Below are 17,426 nucleotides of genomic sequence, written 5' to 3'. Positions count from 1 at the left end.
GTTTCCCGGGGACAGGTTCACCATGAATGACGGTTCATCTGTCATTCATAACGGATATGTGACAGTGACATGAACGTTTTCTGACAGGTCCGGGAGATCCCGTCTTTGTATACCGAGCCCAAGGCCCTTTCGCTCAAGACCCTGCCGTGGCTGCATGCCAGCGACGAGGATTACTCGCGCCTGTATGCCCGCGTGCTGCGCGGCGTCTCCTATCTTGCGCTTGCCTTTCTCATCGTGCTGACGGTCGAGCTGGTTTCGCGCTCGGACTACACCGATATTCCCGATTTCTTCCTCTCCACCGCACGACCCGGCTGGACCACCGTCGGCGTGGTCATGCTCGTGCTGCTGATGCTCGACGCGCTCTTCGGGCGCTGGTTCCTGTCCATGCTGGTAGCGGCACCGGTCTTCATCATCCCGGCCTTCATTTCCGGGCAGAAGCGCCTCTATCTCTCTGACCCGCTCTACCCCACCGACCTTGCCTTCGGCCGCCAGATCATGGAACTGATGCCGGCGATGGTGAAGGACCGCCCGATGGCGGCTGCGCTGGTGGGCATCGGGCTGATCGTCGGGGTGCTCGGCATCGCCTGGGCTGCGCGGTATGCGTGGCGCAACTTTCCCCGCATGACGGGCAAGCGGCGCATCGTGCAGGTCGCGCTTGCCGCGCCGCTGCTGATGTCCTTCGTCTCGCTGATGGATTACTCCACCTTCTCCTATGTCCGGGATCGGCTGCAGGTCATCCCGATGATGTGGGACCAGAAGGAGAACTACCGGCACAACGGCTTCATCATGGCCTTTGCCTTCAACCTGCCCATGGCCAACGTGACGGCGCCTGCCGGCTATTCGGCGGATGCGCTCGGGCAGATCCAGCCGCCCGTCCCCGCCGTGACCACCACCAAGCAGGAACGTCCCGACGTCATCATGCTGATGAGCGAGTCGCTGTGGGATGCCACGCGCCTGACGAACGTGAAGCTTTCGCCGGATCCGATGCCCTTCATGCGCGAAAACCTCGCGGGCCACGTCTTCTCGCCGGAATTCGGCGGCATGACGCCCAACGTGGAATTCGAGGCGCTGACCGGCTTCTCCAATGCCTTCCTGCCCTATGGCAGCATTCCCTACCAGCAGTACATCCGCCGCAAGATGCCGACGCTCGCGACCTTCTTCCGCAGCCAGGGCTATGCCGCGCGCGCCATCCATCCCTATCAGAGCTGGTTCTGGAACCGTGGCGAGGTCTACAAGGAATTCGGTTTCGAGGAATTCAAGTCGGAGGAAAACCTGCCTCCCATGTCGAAACGCGGCATCTTCGCTTCGGACGACGCCCTCTTCCGCGAAATCATGGAAGAAGGCGACGCGATGGAAAAGCCGTTCTTCTTCTTCTCGGTGACGCTGCAGGGCCACGGCCCCTACGAGCCGCACCGCTATCCGAAGAACACCATCCGCGTCGACGGCAACCTGCCGGCAGCCGAGGTGGAAGCGCTGTCCACCTATGTCCAGGGCGTGAAGGAATCGGACGACAGCCTGAAGATGCTGATGGACTGGGCATCGAAGCGGAAGCGCGAGACCATCATCGTGCTGTGGGGCGATCATCTGCCGCCGCTGGGGCCGGTCTATACCTCGAGCGGCTACATGCCGGAGCAGGTCGCGACCCGCAAGGGCGACGTGGACACCATGAAGCGCGAGCACGAGACGCCGCTCATCGTCTGGTCGAACAAGACCGGTCCGAAGACCGACATCGGCACCATCAGCCCGGCCTTCATTCCCTACTACCTCGTGAAGCTGGCGGGCTTCGAGCACCCCTATTACACCGGCTTCCTGGGCAAGGTGCACGAGAAATACGATATCGTCGACCGCTACCAGCTTGTCAGCACCGCCAACGAGCCGACCCCCGACTGGTCGCGCGGCGGCAAGCTCGACCCGCTGATCCGCGATTACCGTTACCTCCAGCACGACATGATGTTCGGGAAACAGTATGGCCTCGGAAAGTTCTTCCCCGGACAGCTGGCGGTCTCCGGACCGGCAAGCTAGGACGAACAGAGCGAGGATGACAGGCAAGCCGGCGCTCAGACGCCGGCTTTCTTTTTTGTCGTTCACCCCCGGGGATCGGGACGGGCGGCCCCCGCGGTTTTTCGGGAGAACGCCCGGCATGACAAGCGCGCGTCATTGACGAATGCGATAATTGAGGTCAGAACATTCTGAAATCTCAGTTGGTTATCCTGTTCATGGTTGACAACCTCGCCCGTCATTCCGCCGGCAAGCCCGCCCCGAAATCCACACCGATGGATGTGGAGAGCCTTGCGGCAAACCCGGCCTTCCCGGCTGCGGAAGCGCTGGTCGCCGCCCGGCTCATCGCGCTCCAGGGTGCGTCGCCGAAGCTCCCGCGGCTGAAATCCAATCACCGCAAATGGCTGATCACCCAGTCGCTCTACGCGATCGCCAGCCAGCGGGATCCCGCCGAGCCGCTCTCCGGGCTCACGGCCTCGCGCCTCATCGATACCGTGATCGAGATCGGGGCGGCGAGCCGCAACACCGCCAGCGCCTTCCTGCTGGAAATGCTCACCTACAAGTTCCTGCGCGAAGTGCCCGACGTGCCGGACAAGCGCGTGCGCATCCTGGAGCTCACGGACATTAGCATTCTCGGCATGCGCACATGGTTCGAGGCGCACATGCAGGCGCTGGACACGCTTGACGGGGGGACGCGCGTTGCGGTGAGCGCGGCGGAACCCGCCCTCTTCCCGCTGGCCCAGCGTCATGCCGCGCGGGCGCTCGTCGAGAATCCGGCCTGGCGCAATCCTCCTGATAGCATTACGGGCTTCGCCTGGTCCGATGCGGGCGGCATGATCCTGCACCACCTCATGACGATGATACCCGAAGGCCACCGGGAAGGCGGGCGCGTCATGATCGGACAGGTGGTGCTCTCGGATCTCGCCGAGCGCTACACCATCTCGGTCAGCAACGTGAAGCGGATGTTCTCGCGGGTCGAGAAGGAGGAACTGGCCGGCTGGACGCAGCAGCGCCGCCGGGGCACCTTCTGGATGAGCGAGGCCATGGTCGGCGACTATCTGCGCTGGGAAGCGGAGAAGCTCGCCGCGCTGGATGCCGCCTTCCATCACGCCTGCCAGACGCTGGCGATCCCCTATCCCGCGTGAGGCCGCACGGCGTCAGGCGCTGCCGTCCACGACCAGACCGGGGCTGCCCGCCGCATATTGCGGCAGACCGTCGGTGATCTCGTAGTAATCGCCCTTGTCGGCGCAGAAGATGTGGGATGTGAGCGTCAGCCCTGTCGGCTTGTCGAAACCACCGGCGCAGATCGAGGTGTAGCGCTCGCTGTTCGCCTTCCAGAACAGGATCGAACCGCACTCGCCGCAAAAGCCGCGGCGGGCAAAATCGCTGGCGCTGTACCAGCGCAGCTTGCCGCCATCCTCCACGTCCAGCTGGTCGTCCGCCACGTTGGTGGAGGCCAGGAAGTGGCCGGTCTGCTTGCGGCACTGGGTGCAGTGACAGGCGATCACCTCGCGCAACGGCCCCCGGGCGCGATAACGCACCGCTCCGCACAGGCATCCACCCTCATGAATTTCGCTCATTGCCTTCTCCTCTTTTCGCCCAGACGCTATCGGGCGGCAGCGTCAGCGTCAAATTCCTAAATCGCGAACATCTTTGCCTTTTTCTGAACGGCATTTTCATGATATGCGCGGCATGCGGGGCGCAACCGGCGGATGTCGAAGATCCGGAGCGCGCCACCTGCCGACTGCAGGCGGGCTTCCGGGCCCGCGATCTGCACATCGCTCCCTTCCAGGAATTCTGCGCAATGCCCATTTCGCTGTTCGGTCTCTTACTGGTACCTGTCCTCGCCTTCTCCAGCTGGCGGCTTGTCGAAGATGCCTCCCATGGCGGGCGGTGGATCACACTGAAGCGGCGCTCCCGCCGCAGCCCGGAGAAGATCTGGAGCGACATCGAAAAAGGCTGGACGGACCACGCCCTCACCTTCGAGCCGGTGCGCATCCTGCCCGACAGCACCGACACGCTGAAGTCCTTTGCCCTCAGCGTCGACGACCGCGAATACAGGACAAGCCTCCAGAGGCTGCCGCCTTCCGCTCCCCGCAGCCTCACCATCACCTGCGTGAAGGCCAACGGCCAGCCCTACCCGCTTGGCCGCCATCACCGGAAGATCTGGCGCGTCGAGCCCAATGGCGCCGGCTCCATGATCCACGTGGCCGTCACCTTCCAGGCGCCGCCCTTCGCCATCATGCAGGCGATCTTCACCTTCAGCCGCCAGCTGCGGCTTCTCGCGGGGCGATAGCCGGCCGCACCGAATCCCGGGACAAAAAAAGGGCGCCGACGGCGCCCTTTTCTCATGTCTTCATGCCTGAAGCCTCAGCCGGCAGCGGCGAGGCGCTTCTCCTCGCGGCCGCCCTTCATGCGCTCGGCCAGCAGGAAGGCGAGCTCGAGTGCCTGGTCGGCATTCAGCCGCGGGTCGCAATGGGTGTGGTAGCGGTCCTGCAGGTCCTCGGCGGAAACCGCGCGGGCGCCGCCCGTGCATTCCGTCACGTCCTTGCCGGTCATTTCCACATGGATGCCGCCCGGATGCGTGCCTTCCGAGCGGTGGATCTGGAAGAAGCTTTCCACTTCCGACAGAACGCGCTCGAAGGGGCGGGTCTTGTAGTTGTTGAGCGTGATCGTGTTGCCGTGCATCGGATCGCAGGACCAGACCACCTTGCGGCCCTCGCGCTCCACGGCGCGGATGAGGCGCGGCAGGTGCTCGGCGACCTTGTCGTGGCCGAAGCGGCAGATCAGCGTCAGGCGGCCCGGCTCGTTGGCCGGGTTGAGGATGTCGATCAGCTCCAGCAGGCCATCGGCGGACAGCGACGGGCCGCACTTCAGGCCGATGGGGTTCTTGATGCCGCGGCAGTATTCCACATGGGCGTGATCGGGCTGGCGGGTGCGGTCGCCGATCCAGATCATGTGGCCCGACGTGGCATACCAGTCGCCCGAGGTGGAATCGACGCGGGTCAGCGCCTCTTCATAGCCGAGCAGCAGGGCCTCATGGCTGGTGAAGAAGTCCGTCTCGCGCAGCGCGGGCTGGTTTTCCGAGGTGATGCCGATCGCGCGCATGAAATCCATGGTTTCGCTGATGCGGCCGGCCAGCGCCTTGTAGCGCTCGCCCTGCGGGCTGTCCTTGACGAAGCCCAGCATCCACTGGTGCACGTTTTCCAGGTTGGCATAGCCACCCATGGCGAAGGCGCGCAGCAGGTTCAGCGTCGCGGCGGACTGGCGGTAGGCCATGACCTGCCGCTCCGGCGCCGGCACGCGGGCTTCCTCGGTGAATTCGATGCCGTTGATGATGTCGCCGCGGTAGCTGGGCAGCGAGACGCCGTTGATGGTCTCGGTGTTGGACGAGCGCGGCTTGGCGAACTGGCCGGCGATGCGGCCGACCTTCACCACCGGCAGCTGGGCGCCATAGGTCAGCACCACGGCCATCTGCAGGAAGGCGCGGAAGAAGTCGCGGATGTTGTCGGCGCCATGCTCGGCGAAGCTTTCGGCGCAATCGCCGCCCTGCAGCAGGAAGGCATTGCCTTCGGCCACGTTGGCAAGCGACTTGGTCAGGCGGCGGGCTTCCCCGGCAAAGACCAGCGGCGGAAACTTCGAAAGGCGCTCCTCGGTCGCGGCCAGCGCCGCCTGGTCCGGATAATCCGGAACCTGCTGGATGGGCTTGCTCCGCCAGCTGCTCGGGGTCCAATTCTGTGCCATGGTCTCACCTGTTTTCACAATGACGCCCGGTCCCGGTTGGGCACGAGGCGGCCTACGCGTCGATAGATCGCGCGCTTATAGACATTTAAGAAAGTCTTGCAAAGCCGTCGAAAGCCCGAGATCGACGGCTTTGCGGATTTTTTCGCGCCCGCTGTGGCCCGCCTGCCGTCGGCCTCAGCCGACCCTTTCGCCGTTCACGATGCGATAGCTGGGGCTGTACATGGTCACGAGCTCTTCCGCGGCGGTGGGATGAACGGCCATGGTGCGGTCGAAATCGTCCTTGGTGCAGCCGGCCTTCAGCGTAATTCCGAGCAGCTGGGCCATCTCCCCCGCATCATGCCCCAGAATATGCGCACCCACAACCTTGCGGCTCGCCGCGTCGACGACGAGTTTCATGATCATCTTTTCCTGCCGCCCCGAAAGCGTCGCCTTCATCGGACGGAACTGGGCGCGATAGATCTCGAGCTCGGGATATTTCTTCGCCGCCGCCTCCTCGGACAGACCGACCGTGCCGATCTCCGGCTGGGAGAAGACGGCCGTCGCGATGAGATCGAGGTCCGGCCTGGTGGGCTTGCCGCGATATTCGGTATCGATGAAGCACATGGCCTCGTGGATCGCCACCGGCGTCAGCTGTACCCGGTCGGTGACATCGCCCAGCGCGAAGATGCCGGGAACATTGGTGCGCGAATAGTCGTCGACGACGATGGCGCCCTTATCGTCGGTCGCAACGCCCGCCGTCTCGAGCCCCAGCCCCTTCGTATTCGGGTCGCGGCCAAGCGCCAGCATGACCGCATCGACCGTCAGCTCGCCATGGGCCTTCGTCTTCACCAGCCGCTCGCCCGTTGCGGTCAGGGAAACCTCCTGGATCAGGTCCTCGCACAGAATGCGGATGCCCTTCGCCTCCATCGCCTGGTGCAGGCCCTGGCGCAGGTCGTGGTCGAAGCGGGAGAGGATCTCCTTGCCGCGGTAGATCAGCGTCGTCTCCACCCCGAGGCCATGGAAGATGTTGGCGAACTCCACCGCGATATAGCCGCCGCCGGCAATCAGGATCGAGCGCGGCAGCGTTTCCAGGTGGAAGGCCTCGTTGGAGGTGATGCAGAATTCGTGGCCGGGCAGCGCCGGATGGTGGTTTGCCGAGCCGCCGACGGCAATCAGGATGCGCTCTGCGGTCACGACCTTGCCGGTTGCGAGAATGCGCACGGAATTCGGCCCCGCCAGCTCCGCCCGGCTCTCGATGATCTCCGCGCCGGCATTGTCGAGACCCTTGCGATAGAGGCCTTCCAGACGGGCGATCTCCTTGTCTTTCGCCTCGATCAGCGCCTTCCAGTCGAAGGACGTTTCGCCCACCGTCCAGCCGAAGCCGGTGGCATCCTCGAAATGCTCGTGGAACTGGGAGGCGTAGACGAAGAGCTTCTTCGGCACGCAGCCGCGGATCACGCAGGTTCCGCCGAAACGGTATTCCTCGGCAATCGCCACCTTCTTGCCCAGCGATGCGGCCACGCGGGCGCTGCGGACGCCGCCGGAACCGCCACCGATGACGAAGAGATCATAATCGAAACCTGACATGGCGGCCCTCGCGTTCCTGGCGGGCGTCCCCTGAAGGTTCACCCGGATGGCAATTGGATGAGATCAGGAGCAAGCCCCTGCTGTGCGCTTCATATAGGTGGTGGCACCCACAAAAGAAAAGCCCGGAAACGGGTCCGGGCTTATCCTCAGGCTTCAGTTTTTCTGACAGCGCTTACTGCTGGGCCGGTTCGGCAGCCTTCTGCTTGCCGATCACTTCTTCCAGCTTCTTGTCGGTTTCCGTCGCCAGATCGCGCGAGATGCCGGCAGCCCAGATGTCGGCGGCCTTGGCCATTTCGCGCGTGGCGATCGGGCCGTCGGAGAGAAGCTTCTTGCCGGCGGGCGAGGTGTAGAAGGCCGTGATGGCGTTCAGCTCGTCGACCGTGAAGGTCTTGGCATAGATGGTCGCGGCTTCCTTCTCGAGATCGCCACGGCGCGCGGCAAGCGCCAGCGCCTCTTCGTCGACGGCGGCCGAGATTTCGCCCTGGTAGTTCGGGGTCGCCTGGATCAGCTGGTTCTTCAGCTGCTCGGCGAGGTTCGGCAGGATGGCGTCGAACTGGGCGGTCGCGTTGATGGCGGCGATGGCCGCGCGCGCAGCCTTCAGCTGTTCCTCGGTCACCGCATCGTCAGCACGAACCTGAGAGCCGAACGCAATGGCCGAAACGAGGATGGTCGCAGCGGCCCACCGGCCGAATCCCGCAAGAGTGATCATGAGTGTCCCATGCTCCTTTTTCTTATTCACTGAGCTGTTACCGTGCGCGCCCCTGCCGGTCCGGCAATGATGGCAAGCGATGCGATATGGATGAACAGGCCATGTTCCACGACGCCGGGAATCGCAGCCAGTTCGGCTGACAGCGCCTCTGCATCAGGAATACGGCCAAATGATGCATCGATGATCAGGTGACCGCCGTCGGTGTGGAAGCGCTCGGAGCCGGCCATGCGCAGGTTGAGCGCGCCGGAAAGGCCGAGACGGCTGGCGGCACGCTCGATGGCGATGCGTGTCGCGACATGGCCGAAGGGGTTCACCTCGATGGGCAGGGGAAACGCGCCGAGCGTTTCCACCTGCTTGGATTCGTCGGCGATGACGATCATCTTCCTGGAGGCGCAGGCGACGATCTTCTCGCGCAGCAGCGCGCCGCCGCCGCCCTTGATCAGGGTCAGGCGTGCGTCCAGTTCGTCGGCGCCGTCGATGGTCAGGTCCAGTTCGGGAAGCTCGTCGAGCGAGCGCAGCGTGATGCCGAGCTCGAGGCAGAGACGCGCGGTGCGCTCGGAGGTCGGAACGCCCTCCACCTTCATGCCCGCCGCCACCTTTTCCGCCAGAAGACGGACGAATTCATCCGCGGTCGATCCGGTGCCGATGCCGAGTTTCATACCGCTTTCGACATGCTCGAGCGCCGCAGCGGCGGCCTTGATCTTCATTTCGCGGGCGTCCATGCGCCATTCGCTCCCGACTGTTGACGATGACCGCTGTTTACACGGCTCGATGGGCAAACGAAAGCTAAAAGAGCGCGCCGTGGCGGATTGCATTGGCCGGCGCTTTCCCTTACGCCTTCGCCCCGGAAACCGGGACTAGAGGAAAGGACCCCTGCCGTGGCAGCACCGCTCGCCGTTTTCGATCTCGACGGCACGCTCATCGATACCGCGCCGGATCTGGTCGACAGCCTCAACCACACCATCGATGCCGCCGGCCTTGCGCCCGTCACCTATGACGACCTCACCCATCTGGTGGGCCACGGCGCGCGCGCCATGATCGAGCGCTCCTTTGCGCTGCGTGGCCGGCCGCTTTCCGACGGCGAATATCCGGCCATGCTGGAGCGCTTCATCACCCATTACCAGGCCGGCATGCCCGGAAAGGGAGCGCCCTATCCCGGCCTGCTGGACGCGCTCGATCGCCTGTCCGCCGCCGGCTGGAAGATTGCCGTCTGCACCAACAAGATGGAAGGCCTGGCGCGCCGGCTCATCGAAACCAACGGCCTGACGGAGCGCTTCGCCGCGATCACCGGCGGCGACACCTTCACGGTGCGCAAGCCGGATGCCGCCCATCTCTTCGGCACCGTCGAGCGCGCCGGCGCCGATCCGCGCCGCACGGTCATGATCGGCGACAGCCTCAACGACATCCTCGTCGCCCGCAACGCCGGCGTCCCCTCGATCGCCGTCCCCTTCGGCTACTCCGACCGCCCCATCGCCGAGCTGCAGCCCAGCCACATCATCGGCCATTACGACGAACTGACCGTCGATCTCCTGGACCGCCTGCTGGGGTGACGTTGCACCGGCGAGGAGGTGGCCGTGCGGCACCCCCTCTGACGGCAGGGCTTTGTGTTTGCCGTGCTGCACCCCCCTCTGCCGGCAGGGCTTTGTGTTTGCCGTGCTGCACCCCCCTCTGCCCCTGCCGGGGCATCTCCCCCTCAAGGGGGGAGATCGGGATGACTTTATCTTGGAAGTCCCCAGCCACCGTTTCTGCGGATGAGACGTTTATTGTCTGGGGAAATCAAAAACAACAAAGTCGATCTCCCCCCTTGAGGGGGAGATGTCCCGGCAGGGACAGAGGGGGGTGCACAACGTCAAACGCGACATGGTGCACACCCTACCCCACCCCAAGGCCACGTCCCATGAAAAAGCCCCGCCGAAGCGGGGCTGGTGCTATCAGGCGCCGCGGGCCCTGGTGGTGGTGGCGAAGGCTTTGCGGGTGTAGTCGTCGCGCTGGTAGACGTCGTCGTAGTACCGCACCACGCCGTCCTTGTCCGGCCAGGCGGTGAAGTAGGAGACGTAGACCGGCACCTTCTGGGGTACGGAGATTGCCTTGTTGCCCGGCTGGGAGAGACGCTTGCCGATGTCTTCCACCGTGGTGCCGAGCACGGCGGCCGCCATGACGCGCGGTTCGGCGAGGCGGATGCAGCCGTGGCTGAGGGCGCGCATGTCACGCTTGAAGAAGCTCTTCGAGGGCGTGTCGTGCATGTAGATGGAATGGGTGTTGGGGAAGAGGATCTTCAGCTCGCCCAGCGCGTTGTCGCTGCCCGGAGGCTGGCGCACGCCGACCTTCTTGGTATCCGACCAGTTGATGTCGGCCGAGGAAACCTTGGAGCCGGCATAGGTCACCTCGTAGCCGAGGCGGTCCAGATAGTAGGGGTCCTGGCGCAGCTTCGGCAGCATCTCGTTGACGATGATGGAGGCCGGAACGCCCCAGTAGGGATGAAGCTCGACCGTCTCGATCTCGTCGTTGAAGAAATAGGTCTGCGTGTGCGGGCCGCCGACCACCACGCGCATGGAGAACTGCTCGCGGTTGTCGTTGTGATAATAGGCCATGAAGGCCGGCTGGTTGATGAAGACGTAGCGCGAGCCGAGATCCTTGGGCAGCCAGCGCAGCTGCTCCATCGCCACGACCAGCTTGTCGATCTTGGCCTCGTTGGAAACCCCCATCATGCGTCCGGCGGTCGCCTTGCCGACGATGCCGTCCGGCTTGAGCCCGGCTTCCTTCTGATAATCCTCGACGAGCGCAACGAGTTCAGGCGTATAGTCCGGCGTGCCCGTGTAGGAGGCGAAGGTGGCCGCGTGGCGGGCCTTCAGGCCTTCCGAGCCGTGCCGCTGGAGCGCGGCGACGATGTTGGCCACCTCCGGGCTGGACATGCCGGGCTTCAGCGAGGACTGGAGATTGATGATGATCGGCTTGTCGGCGCCGGTTTCCTCGGCCTTCAGACGGGCAAGCTCCGCCTTGAGCGCCTCGAACTGCGGGTTCGACGGATTGCGGCTCTCCAGATAGGCACCCGGATTGGGCGACATGGCAATCAGCTTCAGCGCGGAATCGAGATCGACATCCTTGCGCTTGAAATCGTGGTAGCCGCTGAGCTTGTTCGGATCGATGCGGCCGCGCACCGCGTCCTGCACATAGGCGAGCACCTTTGCCGACAGCGTCAGCTCGAACTGCATCAGCGCCTTGTTGCGTCCCGCCGCATCGGCAGAATCGAAATTGAGCGGCGGAACCGCGACATCGTAATCCGCAGGATCGAGACCCACTTCGTCGGCCCGTTCGAGCACGCGCAGAACGGAGCGGGCGCGGTCGTTCATCATGCTGCCGGAAACCCACAGCAGCGGCTTGCCGGCGGCGTAATGGGCCTCGAGCGCCTTGGCGACCGAATCCGTTGCCTTCACCTGCGCCTCGACGAGGAAATGGCGCGGATCGGTAGCGGCATCGATTCCCGCCTGCGGCGCATCGCTGGCGCTCACGGCGCTGGTGACCACGGGATCGGCAAACCGCGACGACGCGACGAGGCGCATCGGCTCGGCCTTGTAGGTGTAGTAGCTCGGCGCCTTCACGCGCGGCAACGGGTCGTTGTCGGCAAAACCGGCGGAGCGGGTGCCTGCCACCGTGCCCGGCACGGGCTGCTCGCGCACGCCCGGCATCGGTTCCTGCTGCTCGATCAGCGTCTGGGATCGGGGCTTCTTCGGAAAGAAGAAATCGAGGAGCGTCCCGGCATTCGCCTGCCCCGCACCCGCCAGAACCACTCCGGAAGAGAGCGCCACCACCAGAGCTCCCGCCAATTTCATAGACTTCATGTTCTCACAACCCCGCGGTCCGGCGACCAGCTTCAGCCTGGCGGCTCCGCTCTTCCTTGTGTCGGAAATTTATCCGATCGGAACAGTGAAGAAAAGAAAGGCCCGCCACGGCGCGTTCATTCGACGATCCGGCCACGCAGGCGCGCCAAGGCGCCGGTTCTGCCGGATATCCTTTACAAACTTATGAAATAACTGGTTAATTTTTTCCTGCTTTCCGGAGGGAAGATCGCGCGTCGCAGGCGGAAAATCGCCGCTCTCGCGAATTTTACCGCTCGTGGCCAAAAAGCCACGGGGAAAAAGGGGTTTCCGTTCGGCGGCCACCACCCCAAATAGAAGAATATCGCGAGGCTCAGCCGGTCCCCCATACTGGCCCTGCACCGCAGGCAAACATCACCGCGAGGGAGAGATCATGTCCGACGCCACCCGCACCGAAAGCGATACATTCGGCCCCATCGAGGTCGCGTCCGACCGCTACTGGGGCGCGCAGACCGAGAGGGCCTTCGGCAATTTCCGGATCGGTTCGGAAAAGCAGCCGCGCGCGCTGATCGACGGGCTGGCCATGGTGAAGCTCGCTGCCGCCCGCACCAATGCCGCACTCGGCAAGCTCGACACCACCCTGGCCCGCGCCATCGAACAGGCCGCGCTGGAGGTCATCGAGGGCAAGCTCTCCGGGCATTTCCCCCTGCCCGTCTGGCAGACCGGGTCCGGCACCCAGACGAACATGAACGTCAACGAGGTCATCGGGAACCGCGCCATCGAGATTCTGGGCGGCGTCATCGGCTCCAAGAGCCCGGTCCACCCGAACGATCACGTCAACATGAGCCAGTCCTCCAACGACAGCTTTCCGACGGCGATGCACATCGCCGCCGCCTTGTCGCTGAAGCAGAAGGTGCTGCCGGCGCTGCGATACCTGCATCGGGCGCTGGAGGAGAAGGCCCGCGCCTTCGCCGGCATCATCAAGATCGGCCGCACGCACACGCAGGATGCGACGCCGATGACGCTGGGGCAGGAATTTTCGGGCTATGCCGCGCAGCTGGCCCTTTCCATCGCCCAGATCGAGCGCTCCATGGACGGGCTCTACCAGCTCGCCCAGGGCGGCACGGCCGTCGGCACCGGGCTGAATGCGCCGAAGGGTTTTGCCGAACGGATCGCCCACGAGATCGCCACGCTCACCGCCCTGCCCTTCGTTTCCGCACCGAACAAGTTTGCCGCCCTTGCCGGGCACGAAGCGCTCGTCTTCGCCCATGGCGGGCTGAATGCCGCCGCGACGGCGCTCTTCAAGATCGCCAACGACATCCGCTTTCTCGGCTCCGGTCCGCGCTCCGGCCTTGGCGAACTTGCGCTTCCGGAAAACGAGCCGGGCTCCTCGATCATGCCCGGAAAGGTCAACCCGACGCAGGCGGAGGCGCTCACCCAGGTTGCGGTCCAGATCTTCGGAAACCATGCCGCCATCACCTTCGCCGCCAGCCAGGGGCACTTCGAGCTCAATGTCTTCAAGCCCGTGATTGCCTACAACTTCCTGCAGTCGGCGGACCTGATCGCCGATGCGGCGATTTCCTTCATCGATCATTGCGTCAACGGGCTGGAAGCGCGGGAGGACAATATTCGCGCCGCCATGGAACGCTCCCTCATGCTGGTCACCGCGCTGCAGCCGGTGATCGGCTACGACAACGCCGCCCGGATCGCCAAGGCCGCCCACCGCAACGGCACCACGCTGCGCGAGGAGGCGCTGAAATCGGGCCTCGTCTCGGCAGAGGATTTCGACCGCGTCGTGCGCCCCGAGCTGATGATCGGGGAGTAAGGGGTCATCGCGGATCAATCATGCTGGCGACCCGCGCCACGACCTCATCCATGATCAAGGAATCGATCGTTTCGATATAGCGCGCACGCTTCTGTTGCACCCGGGCGAGGATATCCAGCGTGCGCAGCTGGTTGCAGAGGATCATGCCAGTGGTATCGTGGCCCGTGACGGCAACGGCGAGGCCCACCCGACGGGCATGCAGCCCGCCCGTCGTGACCGGTGCCACGAGGCAAAGACCCAGCGCATTGATTTCCCGCGGCGTGATAATCACGCAGCGATGCGGATCGCGCAGTTCGTTTCCCACCACCGGATTGAGATCCACGAGATAGACATCGCCGCGCTGCGGTACGGGATTGCGCACCATCAAAGCACTTCTTTGCCCATGGCCTCGCCATCCCCGAAACCATCGATCTCGCGGCTCAACCCGTCCAGGTCCTCCGAGCCTTCAAGCAGCTCCGCGAGGGAGTAACGCCTGTGCTCTGCCTTCACGGGGCTCGCCACCAGCGTGCCGTCCCTGACCGCGAGCACGAGCTCTCCCCCCACCTCAGCCCCCATCAGCTTCAGGATGGCTGGCGGTATGGTCATGATTGCGGCTCCGCCCTGCCGCCGGATTCTTGTCGTCACACCCATCGCAATCTCCTAATGTGCAACGAAAGTAGCACAATCGGGATTTCGATCAAGGCGGCGGCCCTGCGTCAACCGGTCGTGCACCCTTCCGACTTCCGGCGGATTGCAAATTGCCCCCCTGCCGAATAGAGCAACGCTGACGCAATGCCCGCGTGGCATTGGCCGCCTCGACGCTTCCTACGGCACAAAGGGCCCCAGACATGGCTGACGATCTTTTTCCTCTTGGCGAAGATACCACTCCCTATCGCAAGCTGACCTCCGACTATGTGTCCGTCGACACCTTCAAGGGCCAGGAAATCCTGACGGTGGAGCCGGAAGGCCTTCGCCTGCTGGCGGAAGCGGCCTTTGCCGACATCAACCATCTGCTGCGCCCGGGCCACCTGAAGCAGCTGGCCTCGATCCTCGAGGATCCCGAAGCCACCGAAAACGACCGTTTCGTCGCTTATGACCTGCTGAAGAACGCCAACATCGCGGCCGGCGGCGTGCTGCCGATGTGCCAGGATACCGGCACCGCCATCATCATGGGCAAGAAGGGCCGCCGCGTCTGGACCGAAGGCGGCGATTACGACGCGCTCGCAAAAGGCGTGCTCGACGCCTACGAGCGGAAGAACCTGCGCTATTCGCAGCTCGCGCCCCTCTCGATGTTCACCGAAAAGAACACGAAGAACAATCTGCCGGCCCAGATCGACATCTATGAGGAGGGCACGGATGCCTACAAGTTCCTCTTTGTCGCCAAGGGCGGCGGCTCGGCCAACAAGACCTTCCTGTTCCAGGGAACCCCGTCGCTGCTCACCCATGACCGGATGATCGACTTCCTCAAGGAGAAGATCCTGACGCTGGGGACGGCGGCCTGTCCGCCCTATCACCTCGCCATCGTCATCGGCGGCACCTCCGCCGAAATGAACCTGAAGACCGTGAAGCTCGCCTCCACCCGCTATCTCGACAGCCTGCCGACCTCCGGCTCGGAAAGCGGCCATGCCTTCCGCGACATCGAGATGGAAAAGGAAATCCACAAGCTCACCCAGCAGATGGGCGTCGGCGCCCAGTTCGGCGGCAAGTACTTCTGCCACGATGTCCGCGTCATCCGCCTGCCCCGCCACGGCGCATCGCTGCCGATCGGCCTCGGCGTTTCCTGTTCCGCCGACCGCCAGGCGCTCGGCAAGATCACGAAGGATGGCATCTTCCTCGAGCAGCTGGAAACCAACCCGGCCCACTACATGCCCGAGATCGACGAGAAGAAGATGTCGGAATCGGTGGTGAAGATCGACCTGAACCAGCCGATGAGCGCGATCCTCGCCGAGCTCTCGAAGCATCCGGTGAAGACCCGCCTGTCGCTGACCGGCACCATCATCGTCGCCCGCGACCTCGCGCATGCCAAGATCCGCGAGCGGCTGGAACAGGGCGGCGGCATGCCGGACTACATGAAGAACCACCCGGTCTACTATGCCGGCCCCGCCAAGACCCCGGAAGGTTTCGTTTCCGGCTCCTTCGGACCGACGACCGCCGGACGCATGGACAGCTACGTGGACCAGTTCCAGTCCTTCGGCGGCTCCATGGTGATGCTGGCCAAGGGCAATCGCGGCCGTCAGGTGCGCGAGGCCTGCAAGACCCATGGCGGCTTCTATCTCGGCTCGATCGGCGGCCCGGCCGCGCGTCTGGCCCAGGATTGCATCCGCAAGGTCGAGGTTCTCGAATATCCGGAACTCGGCATGGAAGCCGTCTGGAAGATCGAGGTCGAGGATTTCCCCGCCTTCATCGTCATCGACGACAAGGGCAACGACTTCTTCCAGGAGCTGAACCTCGGCTGATTCAGAAAGCCCTTGAAAACCCCTGATATTTGACAAAAGGCAAGGCCTCTGGCCTTGCCTTCGACTTTCGTCTCATGCCTGAGAAATCAACAGCTTGAGCACCGGGACCTAATAGAAGTCATCCATAAAAGTTATTAGTGATAACTCACTTTTTAATCAAATTATAACGGATCTGCGCTATTACCGACCGGAACAAGGGAACAGAAGATCCGGAGACAACTGCCATGGAAGCGGCGCACGCCCTCAAGGCACAGATTCCCGATATCGCCGGGCAGATCACCTATGCCATGCGCACCATGGGCGTCTCACCGATCCCGCGCAACTACGAACTCTTCTACGAAGCCTATCTCGGTTCGAACCCCGCACTGACCCGCGAGGTCGCGGCTCTTGGCAAGAAGGCGACCCAGGAAGAACTCGATGCGATCGGCATCAAGTATTTCAACCGCCACCAGCACACCGTGGTCGACGAAGCCCATACCCGGCTGCTGACCGAGCTGGATGGCCTGCTGCGCATGCTGCGCCAGGAGCAGAACTCGCTGGAAAGCTACAACCGTCTGCTCGGCGAGACCTACAACCGGATCAACAGCAAGAACGCCAGCAGCGCGGACATCCTTCGCAACGCCATCACGCTTCTGTCCGATGCCACCGGCGCCACCATGGCCAAGGGCGCGCAGACGACCGAAAGCCTGTCGCTGAAGTCCCGCGAGATGGAACTCGTCCGGCAGGAACTCGACGAGTACAAGCGCATCGCCAACACCGACTCGCTGACGCGCCTTTCCAACCGCCGCGCCTTCGACGACAAGCTGGCGACCGTCTATGACAACTCGATGAGCACCGCCATCACCGCCCTTGTCATTGCGGACATCGACCATTTCAAGAAGGTCAACGATACCTACGGCCACCCGGTCGGAGACAAGATCCTCGCGACTGTCGCGACCGTCATCCGCGCCAATCTGCGCAAGGACGTCTTCGTCGCCCGCACCGGCGGCGAGGAATTCGCCTTCATCCTCGAAGGAAACACGCTGGACGAAGTGCTGCAGATCTGCGAGCGCGTGCGCCGCAGCCTGGAGCAGACGCCCTTCAAGAACTCCAAGACCGGGGTGAATTACGGCCCGATCACCATTTCGCTGGGCGTCTGCATGGCCGATGCGGCGGAGGATCCGAGCGACCTCTACAGCAAGACCGACATCGCGCTTTACTGCGCCAAGAATGCCGGGCGCAATCGCACCGTTCCCTTCGAGGACGGGATGCGCAAGGAATTCCAGAAGGGCTGGCTGATCTACAAGAAATAGGACCCGTCGGACCGGGACGGGACCGGAGGGCGCCGCCGAAAG

At 63.7% G+C, this 17,426-nt stretch carries 15 protein-coding genes; 7 read left to right on the top strand and 8 right to left on the bottom strand.

The genetic code is table 11. From position 1 onward, the window contains the following. The first annotated feature begins 141 nt into the window (after window positions 1–141). On the top strand, window positions 142–2,022 hold the full coding sequence (locus tag GGR23_RS08795; RefSeq protein ID WP_382340186.1) for an LTA synthase family protein: 1,881 nt from the start codon (window positions 142–144) through the stop codon (window positions 2,020–2,022). Window positions 2,023–2,216: 194 nt separating this feature from the next. Next, window positions 2,217–3,143, top strand: a complete 927-nt coding sequence (locus tag GGR23_RS08790; RefSeq protein ID WP_183365846.1) for a hypothetical protein — start codon at window positions 2,217–2,219, stop codon at window positions 3,141–3,143. 12 nt (window positions 3,144–3,155) lie between these two features. Here GGR23_RS08790 and GGR23_RS08785 read toward each other — a convergent pair whose 3' ends face one another. Next, window positions 3,156–3,578, bottom strand: a complete 423-nt coding sequence (locus tag GGR23_RS08785; protein ID WP_183365845.1) for a GFA family protein — start codon at window positions 3,576–3,578, stop codon at window positions 3,156–3,158. Window positions 3,579–3,802: 224 nt separating this feature from the next. Here GGR23_RS08785 and GGR23_RS08780 point away from each other — a divergent pair, with 224 nt between their 5' ends. Next, complete coding sequence (locus GGR23_RS08780) at window positions 3,803–4,294, top strand: hypothetical protein (protein ID WP_183365844.1); 492 nt, start codon at window positions 3,803–3,805, stop codon at window positions 4,292–4,294. Between the two features lie 74 nt (window positions 4,295–4,368). Here the strand turns inward: GGR23_RS08780 and GGR23_RS08775 are convergent, their stop codons facing one another. From GGR23_RS08775 to rpiA, 4 genes are all read right to left on the bottom strand, one after another. Further along, window positions 4,369–5,742, bottom strand: a complete 1,374-nt coding sequence (locus GGR23_RS08775) for a class II 3-deoxy-7-phosphoheptulonate synthase (protein WP_183365843.1) — start codon at window positions 5,740–5,742, stop codon at window positions 4,369–4,371. A 174-nt stretch (window positions 5,743–5,916) separates the two neighbouring features. Then, window positions 5,917–7,308, bottom strand: coding sequence for a glutathione-disulfide reductase (gene gor / locus GGR23_RS08770; protein ID WP_183365842.1), 1,392 nt, complete (start codon window positions 7,306–7,308; stop codon window positions 5,917–5,919). Window positions 7,309–7,480: 172 nt separating this feature from the next. Further along, entirely contained in the window at window positions 7,481–8,017 is a 537-nt protein-coding gene (locus GGR23_RS08765) for a DUF2059 domain-containing protein (RefSeq protein WP_183365841.1), read from the bottom strand. Between the two features lie 26 nt (window positions 8,018–8,043). Further along, the gene (gene rpiA, locus GGR23_RS08760; protein WP_183365840.1) at window positions 8,044–8,739 is read right to left on the bottom strand and encodes a ribose-5-phosphate isomerase RpiA; all 696 of its coding nucleotides are present in this window, start codon (window positions 8,737–8,739) and stop codon (window positions 8,044–8,046) included. A 156-nt stretch (window positions 8,740–8,895) separates the two neighbouring features. On the opposite strand from rpiA, the gene GGR23_RS08755 reads away from it, so the two are divergent. Further along, a complete protein-coding gene (locus tag GGR23_RS08755; RefSeq protein WP_183365839.1) occupies window positions 8,896–9,567 on the top strand; it encodes an HAD-IA family hydrolase in 672 nt (223 codons plus the stop codon). Window positions 9,568–9,948: 381 nt separating this feature from the next. Here the strand turns inward: GGR23_RS08755 and GGR23_RS08750 are convergent, their stop codons facing one another. Then, entirely contained in the window at window positions 9,949–11,856 is a 1,908-nt protein-coding gene (locus GGR23_RS08750; protein WP_183365838.1) for a L,D-transpeptidase family protein, read from the bottom strand. A gap of 409 nt (window positions 11,857–12,265) precedes the next feature. Between GGR23_RS08750 and fumC the strand changes: the two genes are divergently transcribed. Beyond that, a complete protein-coding gene (gene fumC, locus GGR23_RS08745; protein ID WP_183365837.1) occupies window positions 12,266–13,657 on the top strand; it encodes a class II fumarate hydratase in 1,392 nt (463 codons plus the stop codon). A 4-nt stretch (window positions 13,658–13,661) separates the two neighbouring features. Here fumC and mazF read toward each other — a convergent pair whose 3' ends face one another. Together mazF and GGR23_RS08735 are read right to left on the bottom strand one after the other, a co-directional pair. Beyond that, complete coding sequence (mazF, locus tag GGR23_RS08740; protein WP_183365836.1) at window positions 13,662–14,021, bottom strand: type II toxin-antitoxin system toxin MazF; 360 nt, start codon at window positions 14,019–14,021, stop codon at window positions 13,662–13,664. Beyond that, window positions 14,021–14,242, bottom strand: coding sequence for an AbrB/MazE/SpoVT family DNA-binding domain-containing protein (locus GGR23_RS08735; RefSeq protein ID WP_246365160.1), 222 nt, complete (start codon window positions 14,240–14,242; stop codon window positions 14,021–14,023). The genes mazF and GGR23_RS08735 overlap by 1 nt, the downstream gene beginning before the upstream one ends. Before the next feature lie 242 nt (window positions 14,243–14,484). Between GGR23_RS08735 and GGR23_RS08730 the strand changes: the two genes are divergently transcribed. Continuing rightward, window positions 14,485–16,092: a fumarate hydratase gene (locus GGR23_RS08730; RefSeq protein WP_183365834.1), complete on the top strand. Its 1,608-nt coding sequence runs from the start codon at window positions 14,485–14,487 to the stop codon at window positions 16,090–16,092. Window positions 16,093–16,316: 224 nt separating this feature from the next. Next, a complete protein-coding gene (locus tag GGR23_RS08725; protein WP_183365833.1) occupies window positions 16,317–17,384 on the top strand; it encodes a GGDEF domain-containing protein in 1,068 nt (355 codons plus the stop codon). Window positions 17,385–17,426 lie beyond the last annotated feature (42 nt).

It is taken from the genome of Gellertiella hungarica, assembly GCF_014197145.1.
Lineage (GTDB): Bacteria > Pseudomonadota > Alphaproteobacteria > Rhizobiales > Rhizobiaceae > Gellertiella > Gellertiella hungarica.
This window is presented reverse-complemented; position numbering and strand designations above follow the sequence as displayed.